The sequence below is a fragment of the Hymenobacter qilianensis genome (assembly GCF_014489555.1).
Classification (GTDB): Bacteria; Bacteroidota; Bacteroidia; order Cytophagales; family Hymenobacteraceae; genus Hymenobacter; species Hymenobacter qilianensis.
This window is the reverse complement of sequence record NZ_CP060784.1, coordinates 755,847-778,543: the sequence shown is the minus strand read 5'-3', so window position 1 is coordinate 778,543 and position 22,697 is coordinate 755,847. Positions and strand designations below refer to the sequence as shown.

The 22,697-nt window shown below is 55.6% G+C and carries 15 protein-coding genes and 2 pseudogenes; 8 read left to right on the top strand and 9 right to left on the bottom strand.

What is annotated here, in order from left to right:
* The first annotated feature begins 106 nt into the window (after positions 1-106).
* The 6 genes and pseudogenes from H9L05_RS03545 to H9L05_RS03520 all read left to right on the top strand — a co-directional run bounded on the left by H9L05_RS03545 (position 107) and on the right by H9L05_RS03520 (position 7,801).
* Positions 107-3,523, top strand: coding sequence for a TonB-dependent receptor (locus H9L05_RS03545; RefSeq protein WP_187733054.1), 3,417 nt, complete (start codon positions 107-109; stop codon positions 3,521-3,523).
* 20 nt (positions 3,524-3,543) lie between these two features.
* Positions 3,544-4,929 (top strand): RagB/SusD family nutrient uptake outer membrane protein, encoded by a 1,386-nt coding sequence (locus H9L05_RS03540; RefSeq protein ID WP_317175093.1) that lies wholly within the window; start codon positions 3,544-3,546, stop codon positions 4,927-4,929.
* A pseudogene (locus tag H9L05_RS24730) lies at positions 4,920-5,150 on the top strand (RagB/SusD family nutrient uptake outer membrane protein); the annotation flags it as partial. The gene H9L05_RS03540 and the pseudogene H9L05_RS24730, both read left to right, overlap by 10 nt.
* Positions 5,151-5,396: 246 nt before the next feature.
* The gene (locus H9L05_RS03530) at positions 5,397-5,966 is read left to right on the top strand and encodes a DUF1990 family protein (protein ID WP_187733052.1); all 570 of its coding nucleotides are present in this window, start codon (positions 5,397-5,399) and stop codon (positions 5,964-5,966) included.
* The gene (locus H9L05_RS03525) at positions 5,956-6,615 is read left to right on the top strand and encodes a DUF1990 domain-containing protein (RefSeq protein ID WP_187733051.1); all 660 of its coding nucleotides are present in this window, start codon (positions 5,956-5,958) and stop codon (positions 6,613-6,615) included. The genes H9L05_RS03530 and H9L05_RS03525 overlap by 11 nt, the downstream gene beginning before the upstream one ends.
* Positions 6,616-6,757: 142 nt before the next feature.
* Entirely contained in the window at positions 6,758-7,801 is a 1,044-nt protein-coding gene (locus H9L05_RS03520; RefSeq protein WP_187733050.1) for an NAD(P)-dependent alcohol dehydrogenase, read from the top strand.
* A gap of 158 nt (positions 7,802-7,959) precedes the next feature.
* Here the strand turns inward: H9L05_RS03520 and H9L05_RS03515 are convergent, their stop codons facing one another.
* Positions 7,960-8,256 (bottom strand): DUF3817 domain-containing protein, encoded by a 297-nt coding sequence (locus H9L05_RS03515; protein WP_187733049.1) that lies wholly within the window; start codon positions 8,254-8,256, stop codon positions 7,960-7,962.
* Positions 8,257-8,344: 88 nt separating this feature from the next.
* Positions 8,345-9,574, bottom strand: a complete 1,230-nt coding sequence (locus H9L05_RS03510) for a pyridoxal phosphate-dependent aminotransferase (RefSeq protein ID WP_187733048.1) — start codon at positions 9,572-9,574, stop codon at positions 8,345-8,347.
* An 84-nt stretch (positions 9,575-9,658) separates the two neighbouring features.
* Between H9L05_RS03510 and H9L05_RS03505 the strand changes: the two are divergent.
* Positions 9,659-10,185: pseudogene (locus tag H9L05_RS03505) on the top strand (DinB family protein).
* A gap of 59 nt (positions 10,186-10,244) precedes the next feature.
* Here the strand turns inward: H9L05_RS03505 and H9L05_RS03500 are convergent.
* A complete protein-coding gene (locus H9L05_RS03500) occupies positions 10,245-10,718 on the bottom strand; it encodes a c-type cytochrome (RefSeq protein ID WP_187733047.1) in 474 nt (157 codons plus the stop codon).
* An 8-nt stretch (positions 10,719-10,726) separates the two neighbouring features.
* Complete coding sequence (locus H9L05_RS03495; RefSeq protein ID WP_187733046.1) at positions 10,727-12,010, bottom strand: PQQ-dependent sugar dehydrogenase; 1,284 nt, start codon at positions 12,008-12,010, stop codon at positions 10,727-10,729.
* A 315-nt stretch (positions 12,011-12,325) separates the two neighbouring features.
* Here H9L05_RS03495 and H9L05_RS03490 point away from each other — a divergent pair, with 315 nt between their 5' ends.
* Positions 12,326-12,916 carry a porin family protein gene (locus H9L05_RS03490; RefSeq protein WP_187733045.1) on the top strand — a complete coding sequence of 197 codons (591 nt, stop codon included), beginning with the start codon at positions 12,326-12,328 and terminating at the stop codon, positions 12,914-12,916.
* A gap of 1,058 nt (positions 12,917-13,974) precedes the next feature.
* Here the strand turns inward: H9L05_RS03490 and icd are convergent.
* The 5 genes from icd to H9L05_RS03465 form a co-directional block, all read right to left on the bottom strand.
* Positions 13,975-15,240, bottom strand: a complete 1,266-nt coding sequence (icd, locus tag H9L05_RS03485; RefSeq protein WP_187733044.1) for an NADP-dependent isocitrate dehydrogenase — start codon at positions 15,238-15,240, stop codon at positions 13,975-13,977.
* A gap of 71 nt (positions 15,241-15,311) precedes the next feature.
* Positions 15,312-18,287 (bottom strand): M16 family metallopeptidase, encoded by a 2,976-nt coding sequence (locus tag H9L05_RS03480; protein ID WP_223284711.1) that lies wholly within the window; start codon positions 18,285-18,287, stop codon positions 15,312-15,314.
* 270 nt (positions 18,288-18,557) lie between these two features.
* Positions 18,558-20,201 carry a hypothetical protein gene (locus H9L05_RS03475; RefSeq protein WP_187733043.1) on the bottom strand — a complete coding sequence of 548 codons (1,644 nt, stop codon included), beginning with the start codon at positions 20,199-20,201 and terminating at the stop codon, positions 18,558-18,560.
* Between the two features lie 20 nt (positions 20,202-20,221).
* On the bottom strand, positions 20,222-21,862 hold the full coding sequence (locus tag H9L05_RS03470; protein WP_187733042.1) for a hypothetical protein: 1,641 nt from the start codon (positions 21,860-21,862) through the stop codon (positions 20,222-20,224).
* A gap of 158 nt (positions 21,863-22,020) precedes the next feature.
* Entirely contained in the window at positions 22,021-22,521 is a 501-nt protein-coding gene (locus H9L05_RS03465; RefSeq protein WP_187733041.1) for a hypothetical protein, read from the bottom strand.
* Positions 22,522-22,697 lie beyond the last annotated feature (176 nt).

Here is a 22,697-nt window from a genome sequence, read left to right as displayed (position 1 = left end):
CGCGCATATCTGCACAAAATAAAAATGAAAGATCTGAATCATAAAGTGTTAAGTGAACACTAGTTGCCTTTTTCACCTCCATTACCACCACCACTAAATCCATTCCATGAAAAAGCTATTACACTTTTTTCCGCCCTTCCGGTACCCCATAGGGGCGGCAGTAGTACACGTGCTGCTGCTGTGCGTGCTGGCCGGTACCGCCACGGCGCGGCCCGCCGTGGCCCAGGCCGTGCTGGACCGCAAAGTTACTTTACGGGTAGAAGCGCAAACGATTACTGAAACGCTTCATCAGATTGCTAAGCAGGCCGACATTCGTTTTGTGTACAGCCAACAGCTGCTAAACGCCGAGCGGAAAGTAACTGTACAGGCCCAAGACAAGCCCGTTTCAGCTGTTGTAGACGAAATACTGGCACCTCTGAAGATCCAATATGAGGTGGATAATAATCGCGTGGTGTTGCGCCTTCCTTCTGTGCCACCTACCGCAAACGTTTCAGTAGCTGCGGACGTGACCGTTTCGGGGCGGGTAGTGGATGCCAAAGGTGGCGGCTTGCCGGGCGTAACGGTGGTGGTGAAAGGCACTACTACGGGCACCGGTACCGGAGCCGATGGCAGCTTTACCCTGCAAGCCCCCGAGAACAGCGTGCTAGTATTCAGTTACGTGGGCTACAGCCGCCAGGAAATACCCGTAACTGGTGCTACCAGCAATCTGACTGTAACCCTGGCCGAAGACACACAGGCCCTGAGTGAAGTAGTCGTAATTGGCTACGGCACGGCCCGCAAGAGCGACCTGACGGGCGCAGTGGCCTCCGTCAGCGGGGCGCAGCTCGCTCAGGTAGCTACTTCCAACCCGGTGCAAGCCCTGCAAGGGCGCGCGGCAGGTGTAGAGGTAACCTCCAACAGTGGGCAGCCCGGCGCGGGCACTCGGATTCGGGTGCGGGGCGTGGGTACCATAAACAACAGTGACCCGCTGTACGTGGTAGACGGCATTCAAACGGGCGACATCGGCTTTCTGCTGCCCACCGACATTGAGTCGACCGAAATCCTGAAAGACGCCTCGGCCACGGCCATTTATGGCTCGCGGGGAGCAAATGGCGTAGTATTAATTACTACTAAACGCGGCAAAGTTGGCAAAACCCAGTTCAATATGACGGGCTACACTGGCTTCCAGCAGATCCGTAAGAAGCTCGACCTGACCAACGCTGCCGAGTACGCGACGCTGGTGACGGAGGCGTATACGAATAACAACAGCCCAGTGCCCGCCGACTACGCGCCGCGGCTGCAAGAAGCCATTCAGAGCGGAGCCACTGGCACCAACTATCAGGACCTGTTAACCCAGCGCGGCCTGATCACCAATTACAGCCTATCCGCCTCGGGCGGCACCGAGCAAAATCGCTTTCTGGTGAGCGGCAGCTACTTCCAGCAGGATGGTATTCTGAAAAACTCGGAGTTTAGGAAATACGTGATTCGCGTCAACGATGACCTCGTGCTGACCCGGCACGTGAAGGCGGGCGTCTCGGCCACGTTTACCAACACCAACACCACGGGTAGTTCTGATGGTACGGGCAATACGGTTAACTACCGGGTGCTGGAGTACGCTACCCAAAACATTCCTATTCACAACCCCATCTTGCCCGACGGAGGCTTTGCGTACGACAACCTCACCAACGTGCCCAATGCGTTGCGTTACCTCGACGAGCAGAAGTTCAGCAAGACCCGCTCCAACACACTGTTTTCCACGGCCTACGTTGATGTTGCGCTGGCCAAAGGCTTATCGTTCCGGTCTTCTTTCGGTATCAATTACAACAACTTTAACCCGAAAGCATACCAGCCTCAGTACTTCCTTGGTCCCTTAGATCAACGTGCCCAAAGCGCGCTGATTGAAACCCGCAACCAGAACATCTCGTGGGTGTGGTCGAACTATGCCAACTATACGCTGGACCTCGGCCAGAATAGCTCCGTTTCGGCTACGTTGGGCCAGGAAGCGCAGCGCGGCTACGGCGACGGCATTTCCGTTACGGGCTTTAATGTGCCCGCTGACCCTACTTTGCAGTACATTTCGGCTAACCGCAGCGCCAACAACGGCGTGCGCAGCTCCCAGTACGATGCGGGGCTTTTATCGTACTTCGGCCGGGCCAACTACAACTTCCGCGACAAGTACTTGCTGACCGGCACTCTGCGCTTCGACCAGACCTCGAGGTTCCTGGCTCCTGTACGGACCGGTGTATTTCCTTCCGTGGGTGCCGCCTGGAACATTTCCAACGAGCCTTTCCTGAAGGAGGTAGCCATGCTATCGGCGTTGAAGCTGCGCGCTAGCTACGGGGCCGTGGGCAACCAGAACGCCGCGCCTAACTACGGCTACGCCTCGGTGGCGACCAACAACCAACTGTACGTATTCAACAACGCCACGGCGCCGGGCTTGGCCATCACCCAACTCAACAACCCGAGTCTGAAGTGGGAAACCTCCATCACCACGGACGTGGGCATTGACGCCGAGCTGTTTGACAGCAAGCTCTCGCTGACGGCCGACTATTTCATCCGGCGCACGGAGGACATGATTGCCCTGCTGCCCGTACCTGATTACGTGGGCCAAGCGCCAGCGAGTGCCAACGTGGGTTCGCTGCGCAACCGCGGCCTGGAGCTGGCGCTTAACTACCGCAACGAAATCGGGAAGCTTCAGTACAGCGTGGGCGCCAACTTCACTCGCATCACCAACGAAGTAACCGACTTGGGCGGGGCCAACCCCATTGCCAGCGGCAACGTGCTGGTGCAGACGGGCAACACGACTCTCACGGGCGTGGGCCGCGAGGTGGCTTACTTCAACGGCTTGCAGGTGGATGGCATCTTCCGGGATCAGGCGGAGATTGATGCGTACACGAACGCCGCCGGGGGGCGGGTTCAGCCCGGCGCCAAGCCCGGCGACGTGCGTTATCAGGACGTGAACGGGGACGGTCAAATCACTTCCCTTGACAACACCTACCTTGGCAGCGCCACGCCGGACTTTACCTATGGCGGCACCATTAACCTGTCGTACAGCAACTTCGATTTCAAGGTGTTACTCTACGGTGTACAGGGTGCGGAGCTGGTCAATGGCGCGGGCTTCACCTTGTCGAAGTCCAGCAACTTTGTGGGCGTGTGGAGCAACTTCTACGCCTCCCGTCTCGACCGCTGGACGCCCGCCAACCCTAACAGCGACCAACCCCGCATCACCTCCAACGACACCAACAACGGCCCCAGAGGCAACGACAGCTTCAGCAGCCGCCACGTGGAAGACGGCAGCTACCTGCGCGCCCGCAACATGGAGTTGGGCTACACGCTGCCCAGCGGCCTGGGCTCACGGCTTCGCCTGAACGGCTTCCGGGTGTTTGCTTCCGTCGATAACGTGTTCACCTTCACCAAGTACACCGGCTACGACCCGGAAATCTCCACTGCCGGCTTCTTCAATAATCCCCTGGCCTACGGGGTAGATTACGGCAACTACCCACAGGCGCGCACCTACCGCCTGGGCTTCAACCTTCAGTTTTAACGCTTATTCTTAGTCTACAGATGATAGCCAAGATGAAAACCGCCCGCCTCATAGCCTTTATGCTGCTGGCCGGGCTTTCCCAGGGTTGCGAGAGCTTCCTGGATAAAGAGCCCCTGGGTGCTACCACCCAGGAAACCCTGTTCCGCGATCCTACCAACGCTGTGCAGGCCGTAAACGGCATCTACGACGTCACTTCCTGGGACCAGGGACCTAAGTGGGGTAACGGCCCGTTCGTGGCCCAAACGTATGAATGGATGTTCGGGGACGTGATGAGCGACGACGCCGAGAAGGGCAGCTCTCCCAGCGACTTCCCGACTATAACGGAGCTCAAAACCTGGAACATTCCGCCCAGCAACCCCCCGGTCACTACCCTGTGGGTGCACAGCTTTACCGGCATTGCCCGCGCCAACACCGTGATCAACAACATTGACGCGGGCACCATTGATGAAGCCCTGAAGCAGCGACTTAAAGGCGAAGCCCTGTTTCTGCGGGCTTATTTCTACTTCAATCTGGTGAAGCTGTTTGGGGGAGTGCCTCTATTCGAGCAAACGCCCAAGCCGACGGAAAGCACTAACGTTACTCGCGCCAGCATCGCTCAAACGTACGCCTTTATCGAGAAGGATCTGAAGGCAGCGGCGGCCTTGCTACCCGAAAAGAGTGCCTACGCCACCGCCGATCTGGGTCGGGCCACGAAAGGCGCTGCTAATGCCTACCTGGCCAGGGTTATCATGTACCAGCTGGGCACCGTGAATGGTAACAATCACACTTGGCAGGAGGTGTACGATTTAACCAGCACAATTATCACCTCGGGCCAGTACAGCCTGCTGCCCAACTACGCGACTATTCATCAGGAAATCGGCGAGAACAGCAGCGAATCGATATTCGAAATTCAGTTTGCTACCTCTAATGAAGGATATGGCCCTATCATGGTGGGTACCACAAACAACATCTTCCAGAATAATCGTAAAACCTTTGGCTACGGCTTCAATAACCCCACCCAGAGCTTAGTGAACGAGTTCGAGCCGAATGATCCACGCCTGGAAGCTACCATCATTAAGGATGGTGATGTGGTGTTGGGCATCCGCCAAACCATTGATAGGACGGAGAATGCCACAGGTTATCTGAGCCGGAAGGTGGCCATTTTGGCCCCCAACAACAATGCTTCCGGTCCGCAGAACATCCGCAAGATGCGCTACGCCGATATTCTGCTCATGAAGGCTGAAGCTGCTGCCCAAACGAATCGCGGTCCGGAAGCGGTAGCACTAGTAAATCAGGTGCGGCAACGCGCCCGCAATTCCACCCGGCCTCCAGGCACCACGGTGGGCTCGCTGGCCTACGCGCCAGCCAATACGCCAGCCGGCACTCTGCCCGACCTGGCCCCGGCCTCTCGGGCCAAGCCCTGCTGAATGCCATTTGGCACGAGCGCCGGGTAGAGTTTGGAGAAGAGTCGCTGCGCCTTTGGGACCTGATCCGGACGGGGCGCTACATGGCCAGCTTGCCGGCTGATGTCCGGGCCCGCGCCCTCACCCACGTAGCCACGGAGACCTCCGTAAACCCTGTGCCACTGGTGCCCATCTCGCTGGAGGATGCCCAAACCTGGAAGCTGCCCCAGAATCCGGGCTACTAGTCCGCTGCTGCTGCGCCTGATCGGTGAAGCAAATTGACAAAAAAGCCCCCAGAGTTTTTCTGGGGGCTTTTTTTGGTGAGAAAAGTCACCGGCTTTCAATTGTATAAGCAGCGACTGATGCGTGAGCAGGTCGTTTGGAAGCCCAGCCTTTGGCCGAAAAGCTCTGTAGCCGTTGCCCCACGCTTCAACTCTGGCCGCCCGCCTGCGTTAAGTAAAGTATGCGGACACTTTAGCCGCGAACCTCCCATGAGCAAAGCCGAACAACCAGCCAGCACGGGCTCCGGGCCCTTTTTTGAACGCTGCTACCAAGTTTCTTTTCAGCACTCCAACCTGTCGGCCGAGGATCTTTTTCAGACGATTACCTGCGAAATGGAGCGCTTCTCGCCCGATTTGTTGGCCAATTTTGAGAAAACCAAAGGCAAGGATCATTGCCTGGCCGTGGGCGACGAGTTCAAAATTCGCATTCTTGGTCCCTGGAACGGCAGCGTGCGGGTTACGGAAATGGGCGCTGATTACTTTGAGCTGATCACGCTCGAAAACCATCCTGAAGCGGGCCGTATACGGTTTACCCTGCGTCAGCACCCGCACTTGCCCGACACGCTGCAATTCGAAATTCATTCCTGGGCGCGCTCCCGCGACGGGCTGGTGGCTTTTGCCTACGACACAATCGGGGTTGGCAAACAGGTGCAGGAGCAAACCTGGCGTACGTTCTGTGAGCGGGTGGCCGACTATTGCGGGGGCTTGCCGCTGGGGCCGGTTTCGGTGGAAACTATAAAGCAGGACGACACCACAACCGAAGTGCGACATGAAGGCTGAGACCAAGACTGCGCCGCCGCTTTGGGAGCTGCACCGTGCCCGCTTGGCCTCGTTTAATGAAGCCCAATACAACTTCGATCCCGAGCGCGCCTACGAGTACACCACCGCTACCGGCTGGCACGTAGATGATTACGCCACCGATTTGCCCCCCGAGGCCCCCGGCCCGCCCGCCGAGCACGGCTCCTGGACCGCCGCGCGCCAAGTACTGCTCAACTATACCTTCCCGCCGCCCGACCTGATTACCGGCATCTTTGTGCCCGACGATCCGTTGGAAAAGCGCACGCTATTGCTGCGCGGGCAGTTTCTGTTCTTCACCTTTTGGTTTGGAGTGCGTGTGGGGGGCGTTTTCGACGAAACTCGCACCACCGATACTGGCCCCGAGCAGGTGTGGGGCTACAACTACCGGACGCTGGAAGGTCATTTTGAGCGCGGAGAAATCAACTTCACTGTTCATAAGCATTTGCAAACCGGCCGGGTTGAGTTTCGTATTCATGCGTACTCACAGCTGGGGCGTATTCGCAACCCGTTCTATTGGCTGGGCTTTAAGCTGTTTGGCCGGATGTTGCAGCGCCGCTTTGCGCGTGAGTCGATGCGGCGAATGCGCGAGCAGGTGGAAGAATCGCTGGCTAAAGCTCAGCTGGTAAATTAGCTTTCCACAATATGTTTATAACCTGTTGATAACTAAGCCAAAAGCCTGTTTAAACCGAAATGGGCCGTCGGGCTGCTAAACTTCCCGCTCGGCAGTGAGTTATTGATTTTCGCTCTTTACACAACTCTCCAAAACCAAGACCATGACCCAAGTAAAAGGTTACGCGGCCCAAACGGCCAATGCGCCCCTGACTCCCTTCAACTTTGAGCGCCGCGAAGTAGGCCCGCACGATGTGCAAATAGAGATTCTGTTCTGTGGCGTGTGCCACTCCGATGTACACCAGGTGCGCGACGAGTGGGGCGGCTCCATTTTCCCGATGGTACCCGGCCACGAAATTGTGGGCCGCGTTACGCAGGTTGGCCAGCATGTCAAGAAATTCAAGGAAGGCGACCTGGCCGGCGTGGGCTGTATGGTCGACTCCTGCCGCACGTGCTCGAGCTGCGAGCAGCAGCTGGAGCAATACTGCGAAGTAGGCTTTGTGGGTACTTACAACGGCCGTGAGCTTAAAACGCAGGAGCCCACCTACGGCGGCTATTCCAACCAGGTAGTAGTGGATGAAAACTTCGTGCTGCGCGTATCTGACAAGCTGGATCTGGCGCGGGTAGCGCCGCTGCTGTGCGCTGGCATTACTACGTACTCGCCTCTGCGCCAATGGAATGTGAAGGAAGGCGACCGGGTAGGCGTTATGGGCCTCGGCGGCCTGGGCCACATGGCCGTAAAGCTGGCCGCCGCCATGGGTGCCGAAGTAACTGTGCTCAGCACGTCGCCTAATAAGGAAGCTGATGCCAAAGCTTTGGGCGCTCACAAATTCGTGGTAACCAAGGATAAGGAGGCCATGAAAAGCGTCCAGAACTACTTCGACATCATCATCAACACGGTTTCCGCGCCCCTCGACCTGAACCTGTACCTGGCCACGCTGCGCCTCGATGGTACGATGGTATTGCTCGGCGTACCGCCGGAAGCGCCGCAGGTGCACGCCTTCAACCTCATCAGCAAGCGCCGCCGTCTGGCTGGCTCCCTCATCGGCGGCATCGCCGAAACTCAGGAAATGCTGGACTTCTGCGCAGAGCACAACATTATGTCGGATATCGAAATCATCCCGATCGACAACATCAACGAAGCCTATGACCGCATGGTTAAAAGCGACGTGAAATATCGCTTTGTGATTGACATGGCAACACTGTAAAATCGCAGCTTCAATAAATAAAAAGGGTCGTCAGCAATGACGACCCTTTTTTGTTGGGGTGATGACGCAGTATAATGTGTTCTAATAAAGAACCTCATTCAGAAAGAACGTCATGCTTCGGCTCCGCCTCTGCATGACGTTCTGAGTTTGAAAGTATTCTACTCCCGAAACAGCTTCTTATCAGCGTAAAAAGTGCCAAATGGAACCAGTGAAGCCAGAAAAGCCAGCACAGCCTTCTTGAAAGACCAGCCCAGCTCGATAGTGGCCATAATCACCAGCAGCACATACAGCACAAACAAAAGTCCGTGGGCCATACCAACCATGCGGACGGCCTCCGGCAGGCCAGCCATATATTTGAGCGGCATCGCAATGCCGAGAAGCACGAGAAAAGAAAGCCCTTCCAAAAAGCCAACCACGCGCAGGCGACCAAGGGTAGAAGAAAGTAGAGCGAGCATAAGAAATAAAGTGTCTGGGGGGCAAAAGTAGGATGCAGCATCAAGCGAAAAGCCGCGCGGCGCAGCTTGATGCCCGCTGATTATAGCGCTACAGCGTGGCAGCTTGCAGAGTGGGCGCTAGAGGCTGGGTTCTGCCCGGATAGGCTATCAGGGCTTTTTCCAGGCAAGTCAGGGCCGCGTCCAGCGTATCGAGGTTGAGCACGTAAGCAAGACGCACTTCGTCGCGGCCGCGGCCTGGAGTCGCGTAAAAGCCAGCAGCGGGCGTCAGCATTACCGTTTGATTCTCATACGAAAACGACTCCAGCAGCCATTGGCCAAAGCGTTCGCAGTCGTCGACGGGCAGCCGGGCCATCACGTAAAATGCGCCGCCCGGTAAAGGACATTCCACGCCGGGCATGGCACGCAAGCGGCTCACCATCAGGTCGCGGCGGGCGAGGTACTCCGTTTTGGTAGCGTCGAAGTAGGTGGGGGGCAAATCAGTGGCCGCCTCGCCCAGCAGCTGCGCCAGGCCGGGCGGACTGATCCGCATTTGGGCAAACTTCAGGGCCACGGCGTACAGGGCTTTGTTTTTGGTAACAAAAGCCCCCAAACGGGCCCCGCAGGCACTATAGCGCTTCGAAATAGTATCCAGCAACACCACGTGCTCGTCTACGCCCGAAAGGTGCAGGGCGCTTACGTAGGGCGAATCGTAGCAGAATTCGCGGTAAGCTTCGTCGGAAAACAGATACAGGTGGTGGCGCAGGCAAATGTCGCGCAGCTGCTCCAGCTCTTCGCGCCGATACACGTGGCCCGTTGGGTTATTCGGATTGCAGATTAAAATGGCCTTGGTGCGCGGAGTAATAACCCGCTCGAATTCACCGATGGGAGGCAGGGCAAAGCCATTCTCTATGTGCGCCAAAACCGGCACGATATGCACCCCAGCGGCAACAGTAAAGGCCGTGTAAGCACCATAAAAAGGCTCCGACATTATCACCTCGTCGCCGGGGTTCAGGCAGCTCAGCATGGCAAACAGGATAGCCTCGGAGCCGCCCGCCGTTACGATGATTTCGTCGGCGGTTACATCGATGCCGGCGCGCTGATAATACGCGGCAAGCTTCTGGCGGTAGCTCTCGTGGCCGGCACTGGCGCTGTACTCCAGCACCCGTATATTGGCTTTTTGCACCGCTTCCAGCACGGCGGGGGGCGTTTCTATATCGGGCTGACCGATATTTAAATGATGCACCTTGAGGCCGCGCTTCCGGGCCGCTTCGGCGTGGGGCAACAACTTCCTAAAAGGCGACACCGGCATGGCGTGGCCTCGCTTCGATACTTCCAACATGCCCAAAGATACGGCCGTAACTAGAATTGCCCCAGTATCTTGACTAACTTCCTATTTGTTAACCCTTCATTTAAATCAGCAAAAATGCCCCCCACCGATACCCGGGAAGTCTGGCTGCGCGGCCCCTTGCCCGATATGCCGCCTTTGCTCCAGCCCGTAGCCCATGCCCTGCTCCAGGCCCGCGAAGAAGTAAGCAAGCTGCTGCACGGCTTCCCCGAAACACTACTTTGGGAGAAGCCGGCGGGTGTGGCCTCCATTGGTTTTCACCTCCAGCACCTCACCGGCGTACTCGACCGCACCTTCACGTATGCCCGAGGCCGGCAGCTTACGCCTGCGCAGCTGGAAGCGCTGGCAATAGAAGGAAAATGCCCCCGGCGGGCTGCCTTGTGCCTGAGCTTGTGCAGGCGTTTCACAATCAGGTAGAGCAAGCGCTTACGCAGCTACGCACCACCAACGAAGCCACGCTAACGGAGCCGCGCGGCGTGGGGCGAGCCATGTTGCCCTCCACGGTGCTGGGCCTGCTGGTTCACGCAGCCGAGCACACGATGCGCCACGTAGGGCAGCTTTCCGTAACGGCTCGTGTTCTAAAACACGCTGCTGAAGCGTACTAAACAAACCGGCCGCCGCTGCCCGGGAGCAACGGCGGCCGATTTGGCGTATGAGCAAGCATTTACTTCTTATTAGAAGCCCTGATTGTTTTCACCTCCGCTGCGGATATAGCCGTGGCTTTGTTGCCAAAGCTGTTGCGCACGTAAGTCAGCACGTCAGAAATCTGCTTGTCGGTGAGGGCGTCGAAGGCGGGCATCACGCTGGCGTACGACTCGCCGTCGATGTCTTCGCCCTCCAGGCCGTTGAGTACCACTTTTACCAACCTGGTTTTATCGCCCAGTACCCAAGTGGTGCCGTTTAGGGGCGGATTCATTCTTTCCACGCCACCGCCATCGGCCATGTGGCAGGTCAGGCAGTTCTGGGTGTACACCGCTTTGCCGGCCGTGAGGGTAGCGGCCGCAACCGCCGCAGTTTTGGGAGCAGCAGTGGCAGCTTTTTTGGTGGTTGGCTTGGCTTTGGGGGGCGTTTTTTGTTGAGCAACGGCCGACTGACTAAGCAAAGTCAGCGCGCACACAACGATAAAGATCTGCTTCATCAAAGGGCTTATTTTTTAGCGTATACAATGCGGTAAATCGTGCCCTGCTTATCGTCGGTGACATAGAGCGAGCCGTCGGGACCCTGGGCCAGGCCGCAGGGCTTGTGGTCGGGCCGACCAGCAGCGGCTTTGTCGGGCGCACCGGCAAAGTTGTCCGCAAATACTTCCCATTCACCTGAGGGCTTACCGTCTTTGAAGGGCTGGAAGGCGATGTAATAACCCTTCTGCGGCTCAGGGGCACGGTTCCAGGAGCCGTGGAAGGCGATGAAAGCGCCGTTGCGGTATTTCTCCGGAAACATGGTGCCGGTGTAAAACAGCAGCGCGTTCGGGGCTGTGTGGGCGGGGTAGGCGGCGGCGGGGTCTATGTAGTTGCCGGTTGCCTCTTTTTTGCCGTCGCCGCCGTACTCGGGGGCCATCATTTTCTTGCGCTGCACATTGTCGTAGTACATGTAAGGCCAGCCGGCGTTGTCGCCTTTATTGAGCGCGTACATGCACTCAGCTGGCAGCTCCGCCGACTGCTTCGTGTCGTATAGCTCCGGGAAGTTGTCGTGAAGCTGGTCGCGACCGTGCTGCATTACGAAGAGCTGATTAGCCTGCGTATTCCAGTCCAGGCCTACCACGTTGCGCAGGCCGGTAGCATAGCGCGTGCCGTTGGCGTAGGTCTGGTTGAGCTTATCGGCCCGGAACTGCCAAATGCCGCCCGCCGAATCTAGTATGGGGCAATTGGGCCGGCCCAGCGAGCCTTTCTGCCGGTCTTTCACCTGGCAGGCGTTGGAATAAGCCCCAATATTGACGTAAATATTGCCCGCCTTATCCTGGGTTATCGACTTGCTTTCGTGCTGCCGCCGGTTGATAAGGCCGGTGATAATCTTTTCGGGCTGGGTGGGGTTCGTTACCTCGCCCTTGGGGCTGAGCTTGTACCGATACACGGCGTCATTGGAGGAAGCGTACAGAAAACCGGGGACGCTGTAGATGCCCGTGCCGCCGTAGTTGCTGAAGCCGTTGACTACCTCGGCTTTGCCGCCGCTGGTTTCGCGCAGCATCAGAATTCCTTTGCCTTCCTTGTTGGGCCGGTTCAGCTTAACGTAAATCGTGCCTTGGGGCGTGACGGTAATGTGGCGGGTGCGGGCGCCGGTTTCGGCCACTTTTAGGGCGCCAAAGCCGGCGGGCAGCTTCAGGCCGGCGTTGTCGGGGTCGGCTACAATTTTATTCTCGGAGGTGAGCGCAAATAAGGATAGGCTCCCGACAAGGCCCGTGGAGAGCAGCAGGTATCGGGAAAAGTGCTTTTTCATGGATAGAGTTGGTTCAGGTTAGCGGTATATACGGGATGCAGCGGCAAATAAACCATTTGCTGGCAGTAAGGTAACTGCATAAATGAAAACGGGTACACGCAGGGTGGCTTGCTCATAAAAGAGCAGCTTATAAGCTTCTCATCCTGAATAAAAAGCCCCCCACAGCTTCCTGTTGGCCTATCGGCTGGGTTGAGCCGAGCGCTTACGGAAATACCCCAACAAGGCTGAGACCAAGGTGTGCATAATACATAGTATATTATGTACATTTTGAAGATGAAGGATGCCCTAACGCTAAGTCTGATAACGTGTCTTTGTTTGCAAGCAAAAGCGCAGGATACAGACTATGTACCACAGCCAACAATCGCTGCGCAGGAGCATCCTGCACAACAAACGCCATTCAGAAACAAGGTGGTCTATTTTGGGGCGAGCGTGGGGAGCAATTTGTCCGCTATGAACTTCAACAAAGGCTATCCGAGACCAGCTGCTCCGGTTGAAAATCAATGGAAGCCGGGCTTTACCGCTGGTCTGCTGGTAGGAATCAGGCTGAATGAAAAATTCGCTCTTCAGCAAGACTACCTGTGGACACGCATGCAAAGCAAGGAAACGAGCAGCGCCACAGCCTACGTCTTCGATTATCTCTCCCTGCCGGTCTTGATTCAATACACTGTTTTCCAACGCGTTAGCCTTATGGCCGGGCCACAGTTTGATTTATTGATTCAAGCCGAAAAGCATGCAAACGGCCAAACAGTAACTACTACACGCGACACGGAGGAGCGAAGCATTGGCGCTACGGCCGGCCTAGGAGTGAGGCTGTTTACTAACGTAAGCCTCAGCGCCCGATATACGCATGGCCTGAATCATATCAGGCTTAAGAAAGTCGCAGGCATGCAGGAATTTAAGTTTTAATCAGTGCAGGTTTCCGTTGCTGCTATTTTTTAATAGCACGGCCACTGGCGCGAGTTTAGCGCAGCGTAACTGGTGACCAGCCATGCCGGGAGGCTGTGCCTCCCACGCCAGAACAACGTCGCTTGGATTACCTAAGCGGCTTCTTTTTTGCCGCTGGCGCGACATTGACGGGAAGGTACCACCACCTCAAGGCAAGTCACGAGATACAAGCTCGCACTGTTTAGGGTCAATTTAGAACAATAATCAATTATTTCTAATATTGTTAATAGAATCTTGGGCGATTGTTAGTAAGTCCTCAAAACTTATGTCCTCAACTCTTATAATTCTATTACTAAATTGCTCATTACTTTTATTCAATATTGACTCATAATCCCTTTTTATCATTCTTTCTCCAAACCCGGCAGTTACATTAAAGTATTCTGTATAACTATTGTTTATTATATCATTATACGATATTTTTAGTACAACAATTTTTTCTGGTTCTATATGAATTTTTTTGTTATTATGATTAAAATATAAACATTTTATGTATATTCTATCATGATATGTCTTGTAATTTCCATATCTATAAAATTCTCCTATTTTACCCTTAAATTGGTTTTTTAGAGACCTTACACTGAAATAGTCTATTATTGGCAGGTAAAGCTTTATCTTCCCTTTATATTTATTGTTATTATTGTACTGGAAGGGAATAAAACTATTTATTTTCACTCTAACATCCTTTATGGCTTCTCCATCATTGTAAATATTTAATACATCAGTGTCAAAAAACTTTTCATGCTCATTGTATTGTTGCTATAATTCTAATCTTAATAGAGGTGAAGCTTGACTTTGATGAATAGCTAACTCTTGGCTAGCGACTTTGTACTGGTAATAAGTAATAATTAGGCCGCATATTCCAATTACTAAAAATGAAAATACTTCAAAATATATTTTATTGTCACGTAAAAATCTCTTCATAATGTGAAAAATCATACTTGGAAATAGTTTAAATAGAAACCCCACGCCAGCTAAAGCCACCGCGGGGTTTTATTAAGTACTTGGCAAAAGCCAAGCTACTACATATCCTTGATAATCTCGTCGCCAAACTCACTGCATTTCAACAGCGTAGCACCTTCCATCAAACGCTCGAAGTCGTAGGTTACGCGCTTGGAGGCGATGGCGGTTTCGAGGCCTTTGTAAATGAGGTCGGCAGCTTCCTGCCAGCCCAGGTGCTCCAGCATTAGGGCGCCGGACAGAATCACCGAGCCGGGGTTTACTTTGTCTTGGCCGGCGTACTTGGGTGCCGTGCCGTGGGTCGCTTCGAAGATAGCGTGGCCGGTGAGGTAGTTGATATTGGCCCCCGGCGCAATGCCGATACCACCCACTATGGCCGCCAGCGCGTCGGAGATATAGTCGCCGTTTAGGTTCAGGGTTGCTACCACCGAGTAGTCGGCGGGGCGGAGCAGAATCTGCTGCAGGAAAGCATCGGCAATGCTGTCTTTGATCAGGATTTTGCCGCCGTCGAGGGCTGCCTTCTGCTGGGCGTTGGCTACGTCCTGGCCCTGCTTGGCTGCGGCGCGGTCGTACTGGGCCCAAGTGTACACTTTGTCGCCAAACTCGCGCTCGGCCAGCTCGTAGCCCCAGGTTTTGAACGCGCCCTCTGTGAACTTCATAATGTTGCCCTTGTGCACGATGGTCACGGAAGGCTTTTTGTGCTCGATGGCATACTGGATGGCTGCGCGCACGAGGCGCTCCGTGCCTTCTTTCGACACCGGCTTAATGCCGAAAGACGACGACTCGGGGAAGCGAATCTTCTTCACGCCCATCTCATCCTGCAGAAATTCCAGCATTTTCTGAGCCTGGGGCGTGCCGTTCATATACTCAATACCGGCATAGATATCCTCCGTGTTCTCGCGGAAAATGACCATGTCGGTCAGCTCCGGCTGCTTAACGGGCGAGGGCACGCCCTCAAACCAACGCACGGGGCGCACGCACGCGTACAAATCAAGCTCCTGGCGCAGGGCCACATTCAGCGAGCGAATACCACCGCCTACGGGCGTCGTCAGGGGGCCTTTTATGCCTACCAAATACTCGCGGAAAGCATCCAAAGTCTCATTGGGCAGCCAGTTGCCGGTTTGCTTAAACGACTTTTCGCCGGCCATCACCTCTTTCCACATCAGCTGGCGCTTACCGCCGTAGGCTTTCTCCACGGCCGCGTCAAGCACTCTCCGCGAAGCAGCCCAAATGTCCGGACCCGTACCATCGCCTTCAATAAAAGGAATAGTAGGCTTATCAGGGACATTCAGCTTGCCGTTTTTGATGGTGATCTTCTGTTCTGCCATTGTGTAAGAGTTGTCAGGTGTAAGCTGACAGTTATTGGTAAGATGAAGTTTTTACTGTGCTGGGGGGCCTTTTAGTACCCAAATATCTCTTTCAGCGTGAGCTGCTCTACTTTGCCATACTTGGCCAGCTCCTTGAAATTCAGGCGGTCTTTCGAACCAATAACCAGAATCGTCTGGGCTTGATTTTTCACCTTCGCTTCCTGAAACTTCTTCAGGTCGTCGAAACTCATATTGGCCGTTTTCTCATACACATCGCGGCGCAGGTCGTAGTCGAGGCCCAGGCGCTTGGCGCGCTCGTAGCTGAACAGGATATCCGACTTGGTGATGCGCTCCGTGGCAATGCTGTTGCGAATCGAGTTCTTCGCGATTTGCAGATTGGCCTCGGCCACGGGCATATCGTTGAGCAAAGTGGCCATACCGGTCATAGCCTCGGGCAGCTTATCGCTCTGCGTGCCGATATAGCTCATCACGTAGTTGGAGCGGCCCTGCTTGTCGGCATTAGAGTAGCGCGCGTAGGCCGAATACGCCAGCGCCTTGGACTCGCGCAGCTCCTGGAACACGATGCTACCCATGCCGCTGCCGAAGTACTCGTTGTACAAGCTCACCGTGGGTACCAAGGTTTTGTCGTACACGTCGCCCTTGGTCAGGAACAGGATTTCAGCCTGCACCATGTTGTAGTCCACCCAATACACCTTACGGTCCTTCATGGGCTGCTCCGCAAAATCCTTGTTGGCGGGTACCGGCGTGAGGGTGGGGGGCGTTTTGTGAGCCGTATTCAGTACCGCTACCAAGCCGTCGGCTGGCCGTGGGCCGTAGTATAGCGCACGGTGCTGATACGAAGTCAGCTTCTTCGTCAGCGCCGTCAGATCCTGGGGCTTCAGTGCTTTTAGCTGCTTTTCCGAAAGTTGGGTCGTAAACGGATTCTGGGGGCCAAATTTGGCGTAGTTCACCATTGCCTGGCTCAGAATCACCTGCTTATTCAGTTTGGCGTCTTTGCGGGCTTTAAGCACGCCGGCCACCATGTCGCTGAGCGCTTTGGCGTCGGGCTTGGGGTTAGCCAGCAGGCTTTCGAACAGCTGCAAAGCCGGCTCGAAGCTACTGTCCAGGCCGGCCAGGCTCACATACACGCGGTCGGCGCCGCTGCTCACGCTGAACGAGCAACCCAGCTTATAAAACTCCTGCTGCAATTGCGCTGCCGAGTATTTATCGGTGCCGAGATATTGCAGATAGTCGGCCGCCAGACCCAGCTTGGGGTCGTTGTTGGTGCCGAGGTCAAGGATATAGTACAGATTGAATAGCTCGTTTTCGGTGTTCTTGGTGTAAAACACCGGAATGCCCGAAGCCAGCTTCAGCTCCTGAATATCCTTCTTGTAATCAACGAACACCGGCTGCAACTCCGGGGTCGGCTTGTCCACTACTTCCTTATAGAACGACGAAGCCACCTCCCGATTCACCGGCACCGGCGTAATGGCGGGCTTCACCACTTTGGGCGTGCTCGTGTCTTTGCCCGTGCGCTTATAAATGAGGGCGTAGCCGGGGCCATAATACTGGTTGGCCACGCGCATCACGTCTTCTTTCGTAACGGCGGCAAACTCGTCGTACTGCTTCAAATAGTCCTTCCACGGCATGCGCGCCACGAAAGCGGACACAAAAGCACCCGCCCGCGACTCATTGCTCTCGTAGCTCTTGGTGCGCTGGAGCTTTTCGTTGTTGATAATGGCCGGAATCAGCCACTCCGGAAAGTCGCCCTTCTTCACCTTGTCCAGCTGAGCCAGCAGCAAGTCGCGCACCTGATCCAGGCTCTGGCCCTGGCGGGGCGTGGCGTACAAAATGTGAGAAGAATAGTCGTTGTTGATGTCCGTAAACGAGGCAGCCTGCAACACCTTCTGCTGCTGGTTTAGGTTCAGGTCAATCAGACCCGCCTGACCGTTGGTCAGAATCTTGTCAATCATGCGCAGCACCACCGCATCCGGCGTAGTGGTGCCGGGGAAGCGGAAACCCAGCATGACGTTCTCAGCATCCGGGCCTACTATTTCCTTCACGATGGGCGCCGTAATCGGGGCTTCCTGCGCTATGGTAAACGTGGGCTCGGCCTTGCGGGGCAGCTTGCCGAAATACTGGTCAATGATGCGAATAGTCTGGTCGTAATCCAAATCACCGCTCAGCGCCAGTGCTACGTTGTTCGGAACGTAATACTTATCGAAATAGGCCTTGATCTCCGTGATTGACGGATTCTGCAAGTGCTCAATGGTACCGATGGTCGTCTGGGTGCCGTACTGGTGCTTCTGGTACAAGCTGGCGTTCAGAGCCTGAAACTCCTTACTGAAGTCGTTGTCCAGAGTACGATTTTTCTCCTCGTACACGGCCTCCAGCTCCGTATGAAACAGGCGCGGTACCATCTCGCCCATGCGCTCGGCCTGAATGGCGGCCCACTTCTCCAGCTGGTTGCTCGGAATATCCTCCTGATACACCGTCTGCTCCACCGATGTGTAAGCATTAGAGCCCTTGGAGCCGATAGCGCCCATCACCTTATCGTACTCGTTGGCTACGGCATACTTGGCCGCTATCCCCGATACAGAGTCGATCTGGTGGTAAAGCTGCTTGCGCAAATTCACGTCGCGGGTGCCGCGGTACTTCTCGTAAAGCGCTTCAATCTTAGCTAGTTCCGCCTTTTCTGCTTCCCAGTTTTGGGTGCCCAGGCGGGAGGTGCCTTTGAACACCATGTGCTCCAAGTAGTGCGCCAGGCCGGTAGCCGTGCTCGGGTCGTTCTTGGACCCTGCCCGCACCGCCAGATAGGTCTGGATGCGCGGCGCATCATCGTAATCCGATAAATAAACCGTCAGGCCATTATCCAGGGTGTAGATGCGCGCTTTGAGTGGGTCGCCTTCTACCGTCTCGTATTTGTATTCTTTGGCGGCTGGGGCACTGGCCTGCGTTGGAGCATCAGTGGTAGCATTGCCGGTAGAGGCCGTTTTCGTGGATTGGCACTCGGTAGTCAGGCCAAGCGCGGCTATGGCCGGAAATAGAAGCAGAAAGGGTTTTTTCACAGAATTTCCGGTGCAGAAAACAGGGCAGAGCAATAAGAAATCAAAGATACTTGGTGGGGGCTGGAATTAAAAACGATACAGCATTTAGGTAAGATTATGCTGTATCTAAGCTGAAGCGCTGCAACTCATGTATCCGTTTGCAGCTGTAGTAGCGCCGGCTGTATGAATGGAATACCCGCCTATCCAGCCACCGGCGGCACGTCTGTATGCAATGGTGGATGTAGCATTACAAAAAAAAAGCCCCCCAGCATTATGCTGGGGGCTTTTTTATCATTTTTGCTGATACACGGAAAGAATCGGGAGGTCTTCTGCCAGAATGGTATGCACTTCGCGGCCTAGTCCCACGCTATCAGGGTAAGAGTGGGGGTAGTTATGCTGGTGGTAGGTCGTCAGAAAGTACCGGACTTCCCGGCGGTTGGCATTCCAGATGTACTTGAGCCTTTTTTTCTGATCTTCTGGCAGCAGCAAGGTACCACAATACAACATCCATGGGTCGCCGCTATAGGCGATTTGGGGGCTGGGGTCATGGGCCAAGATCCACTCCAGACCCTGGCGGTAGGACAAGCCCCAGTAGTCGCGGTCAAACTGCCCGACTACGGTCTGGGCGGGTAAAAAGCTAAAGTACATCTGCTGGTGGGGGTGCAGGCGCACCATGCGCACCACCGTGTGAGCTACTTCCAGCCCGCCCACCCCCAAGAGCACGTAGGCCAGCCCGCGCCAGGTAGTCGCCCGATTGCTCCAATGAAACAGGGTGCGCACGCCCTGCACCGTGAGCAGCAGCAGGGCCGGATAAACGAAGTACAGGTGGCGCCAGCCGTTGTAAACCACTGAGTGCAACACTATCACTAGCAGCATAGGCCCCAGCAGCCAGACCAGCCCGAGCAGACCCAGGCGCACCTCCAGCGTGCCAAGCCCAGCCAGGCCGCCGCGTACAAAGTGCCGCAGTTCGGCCCCCATGCCTAGGGGCGCGGCCACCAGGTAGGGCAGGGGCGTGGTGATGCTGATCCAGACCGGAATGTAGTGCCACGGAATCTCACGGCCCGGCAAATACTGGCCGAAGTAGAAGACTTTGGAATGCCAGCCGAAATGACTCATGCTTCGAAAAATTGCCACAAAATTGGTGAGCGGCGCTTCCCAAAGGGCGGGCCAGCCTATAACAGCAAACGCTGCTGATGCCAGTAAGTAAAGCGCTGTGTTTCTGACTAGCTGTAGCTTGCTGGCCCGCTCAGCCTGAGGTTTCAGCAGCAGTTCAAGCCCCACCATGCCCAGCGTAAAAGCCACACTCATCACGCCCAGAATGCGCACGTCGATAGCCAGGGCGGTAGCCAACGCGTGCAGCAAGGCGCGCAAGTAAGTAGGCCGACGCAGGAAGCAGTCTAGGGAGTAGATACTCAGCGTAAACAGCGCCATGAACACGATATCCTGGGCATTATAAAACGCCTCGGCAAAGAAACGGGGCGAGAGCACCAGAAGCAAAGCTGTCAGCAGACCCCAGCGCCAGCTTTGAAAGCGCAGCGTAGCCAACCCATACAGGGCATACACTCCGGCCACGAAGACGAGAAAAATACACAAGTGGCGCAGCCAGTAAGCGGCCTGGGTGTTGTTGCGCGTGAAGGCAAAATTCAGCAAGGCCATCGGTACCTCAAACGCGACGCCGTGGTCATTTTCGCTGTAGCCTTTGAGGGCCGGAATCAGCTCCGTACCCGCTTGCCGGCGCACGAGCTCTGGCGCCAGCATCTCCCCGACATACTTGATATTGACCATGCCATTGAGCTTGTGGCGCGGCTCGTCTACGGATACGCCGTAGTCGCGGTGGAGCAGCAAACCCGTGAGCAGGAGCAGGCCAAAAAAGCCCCCCACCACGACCCGGCGAACAGAAAGCAGCGACTTCAAGAATGAACCTGGAGAAGGCATAAAGTGAGGAAACAAGCCGCTTACCAGCGCTTAAACACTGAAAAGATGCGCAGGCCATCGGCCCGGATGGTGTATACCTCCCGCCCCAGGCTGTCCGGGTACGTTTTGGGGCGTGCGCCGTAGTAATGGTAAGCGGTCAGGAAGTAGCGGGCATCCGTGGGCGTTTCGGCCCGGCTGGGAATGTAGCGCAGGCGCGCACGCTGACTGGGGGGCAAAATCAGCATATTATTGTCCAGGTAGCTCGGGTTGCCACTGATGGTTATCTGCGGATTCGGATCGTGGGCCAGCACCCATTCCAGCCCTTCTCTGTAGGAAAGTCCCCAGTAATCAAGCTCAAACAGTCGCTCGGCGGCGATGGGGGGCAAAAAGCTGAAATACACGTACTGATGCGGATGCATTCTGACCATGCGCACGGCGGTGTAAGCTACTTCCACTCCAGCTACAAGCAGCAGCGTAGCAGCCCATACCCGCGCTTTGGACGCGTGGCGCGTTAGGCTATACAAGTATTGCAGACCCCGAACCGCCAGAATTAGCAGCGCGGGATAAATAAAAAACAGATGCCGCCACGCATTGTACAAAATTGAATTCAGCCCGATAACCAGCAAAGGCGGCACCAGCAGCCACAGCAGCAACAACAGGTTTCGGCGGTGTTCCGGCGTCCGCAGAAACGTGCGCCACGGGCTCAGCAGAGAATGCAGGGTCAGTAAAAAGCCCCCCACGCCCGCCAGTGTATACGCCAAAGGCGTCGTGACCAGAATCCACCCCGGAATGTAGTGCCAGGGCAACGGGTCGGCTGGCAGATGAATGAAGTTGCCCCAATACAGAAGCGTACCCTTGAATGGATATTTACTTAAGCTGTGAAAAGAAGCCAGCAGGTTGGTCAGGGGCGCTTCCCAAAGCGCAGGCCACCCAATGAGAACAGCCACCGGAGTAACGGCCAGATACAGCAGGGTGCTCCGCATAAGCTGCCGATTATCAGTACGTTGCTCATTCGGCCGTGAGAGCAGTTCCAAGCCCACCATGCCCACGGTGAAAGCTGCCAGCAGCATACCTAGAATGCGGATATCCACGGTAAGGGCGGTAACCAAGGCGTGAAGCAAAGCCCGCAGCAGGGAAGGCTGCCGGATGAAGCGAAGCAGGGAGTAGATGCCAAGCGTGAACAGCGCCATGAACACGATGTCCTTGGCATTGTAAAACGCATCAGCAAAAAGGCGGGGCGAAAGCACTAGCAAAAGTGCCGTAAGCAGTGCCCAGCGCCAGCTTTTCAGGTATATGCCACTGAGGCGAAATAACGCGTACACTCCGGCCACGAACACCAGAAAAATGCACAAGTGCCGCACATAATAAGCGGCTTGTGCATCGCCCCGCGTAAGCACGAAGCTCACCAAAGCCATCGGTATCTCAAACGCGACGCCGTGGTCGTTTTCGATGTATTTTTTGAGCGGGGGAATAAGGTGGTAGCCAGCCTGGTTTCGAACTAGGGCCGGCGCCACCAGCTCCGCCATGTACTTGACGTTCACCATCCCGTTCAGCCGATCAACTCGCTCATCAGCCGATACGCCGTAGTCGCGGTGCAGCAGCAGGCCCGTGAGCAGGAGCAGCCCGAGGAACAAGCCCGTAATCAGGCGCTGCTGGCGGTGAGGTAAAAGCCTGTCAATCAAACTGCTAAAGAAAGTCAAGCTGATTCAGGAGTTAGATGCGAGGTGAAGGTGTAGAGACACATACTTGTGTCTCAGCGTTGAACAAACCTCATGCACATCGCCATTGCTAAACAACGACGAGACACAAGTATGTGTCTCTACAGTGTTCGACTAGTTTGTTAAAAATCAGTGTCGAGGCCCAGGCGCTGCTTCATCTCGCGCAACGACGGAAACTTCTCCGCCAGATATTCAAACTTATCAGCCGAGGTATAGAGCTTGCGCGCGGTTTGCACCTGCTCCCCCATAATGGGCTGCACCGTGAGACGCGGATAGCCTGTACGCCGCCGCAGCTCCGTCAGAAACTCAATCCGAAAATCGTTGAACTGATCAATCTGAATCGGGTTATCAACCACCAGCTCAATCACATGCTGCTCGTTAACCTTCACCGCCCGATTCAGCACTGAGTACTCGCTCATGCGGTCCTGAGCGCGCTTTTCCTCTTTCAATTCCTGCCACACACGCTGAAGCAGCTCCTCATCCACCGTGGGTAGGCCCAGAGCAGGACCGCTAGGCTCAGCCAATTCCTGGGGGGCATTTTTGACTACCGCGGCTTGCTGGGCTACCTGCGCCTTCAGGTCTTTCAGACTCGGAATCTTACTGCCACCATTCAGCGGCGTCAAGGAGGCTAGGGAGGGAGCGGGGGCATTTTTGGAGTGGGCGCGGTTTGATCCGGCTCGTGGCCGGCCATACTGGGCGCGCCGGTATCTACGTGCGGCATCGTATCAAGCACCTGATGCTGCCCCGTTGGCAAGTCGGCCTCTTCGTCCTCGATGCTGGGCGTGTCGTGCAACTCATC

What these genes read in the sequence shown, in the direction of transcription:
- H9L05_RS03525 (WP_187733051.1), top strand. Translation starts at nt 5,956, where the DNA reads ATGAAGGCTGAGACCAAGACTGCGCCGCCGCTTTGGGAGCTGCACCGT.
- H9L05_RS03475 (WP_187733043.1), bottom strand. Translation starts at nt 20,201, where the DNA reads ATGCCTTCTCCAGGTTCATTCTTGAAGTCGCTGCTTTCTGTTCGCCGG.
- H9L05_RS03495 (WP_187733046.1), bottom strand. Translation starts at nt 12,010, where the DNA reads ATGAAAAAGCACTTTTCCCGATACCTGCTGCTCTCCACGGGCCTTGTC.
- H9L05_RS03515 (WP_187733049.1), bottom strand. Translation starts at nt 8,256, where the DNA reads ATGCTCGCTCTACTTTCTTCTACCCTTGGTCGCCTGCGCGTGGTTGGC.
- icd (WP_187733044.1), bottom strand. Translation starts at nt 15,240, where the DNA reads ATGGCAGAACAGAAGATCACCATCAAAAACGGCAAGCTGAATGTCCCT.
- H9L05_RS03545 (WP_187733054.1), top strand. Translation starts at nt 107, where the DNA reads ATGAAAAAGCTATTACACTTTTTTCCGCCCTTCCGGTACCCCATAGGG.
- H9L05_RS03540 (WP_317175093.1), top strand. Translation starts at nt 3,544, where the DNA reads ATGATAGCCAAGATGAAAACCGCCCGCCTCATAGCCTTTATGCTGCTG.
- H9L05_RS03500 (WP_187733047.1), bottom strand. Translation starts at nt 10,718, where the DNA reads ATGAAGCAGATCTTTATCGTTGTGTGCGCGCTGACTTTGCTTAGTCAG.
- H9L05_RS03510 (WP_187733048.1), bottom strand. Translation starts at nt 9,574, where the DNA reads ATGTTGGAAGTATCGAAGCGAGGCCACGCCATGCCGGTGTCGCCTTTT.
- H9L05_RS03520 (WP_187733050.1), top strand. Translation starts at nt 6,758, where the DNA reads ATGACCCAAGTAAAAGGTTACGCGGCCCAAACGGCCAATGCGCCCCTG.
- H9L05_RS03530 (WP_187733052.1), top strand. Translation starts at nt 5,397, where the DNA reads ATGAGCAAAGCCGAACAACCAGCCAGCACGGGCTCCGGGCCCTTTTTT.